Consider the following 272-nt stretch of genomic DNA (forward strand, 5'->3'; position numbering starts at 1 on the left):
GTCGGCGTTCGAGATCTGGAAAGAGCTTCCTGGAAACGACGGAAAAGACATGAACGAGTATGTTGCAGGCCTTAAAGGGGACACGGGAGCGGACGGTAAGTCGGCATTCGAGATCTGGAAAGAGCTTCCTGGAAACGACGGAAAAGACATGAACGAGTATGTTGCAGGCCTTAAAGGGGACACGGGAGCGGACGGTAAGTCGGCATTCGAGATCTGGAAAGAGCTTCCTGGAAACGACGGAAAAGACATGAACGAGTATGTTGCAGGCCTTA

General features: G+C 51.8%; 1 pseudogene. It reads left to right on the forward strand.

What is annotated here, in order from left to right:
* Positions 1-272, forward strand: a pseudogene (locus SOM12_RS24115) (hypothetical protein); the annotation flags it as partial.

Origin of the sequence: Flavobacterium sp. CFBP9031 (assembly GCF_034044945.1) — a bacterium.
In the GTDB taxonomy this organism is placed as follows: Bacteria; Bacteroidota; Bacteroidia; order Flavobacteriales; family Flavobacteriaceae; genus Flavobacterium.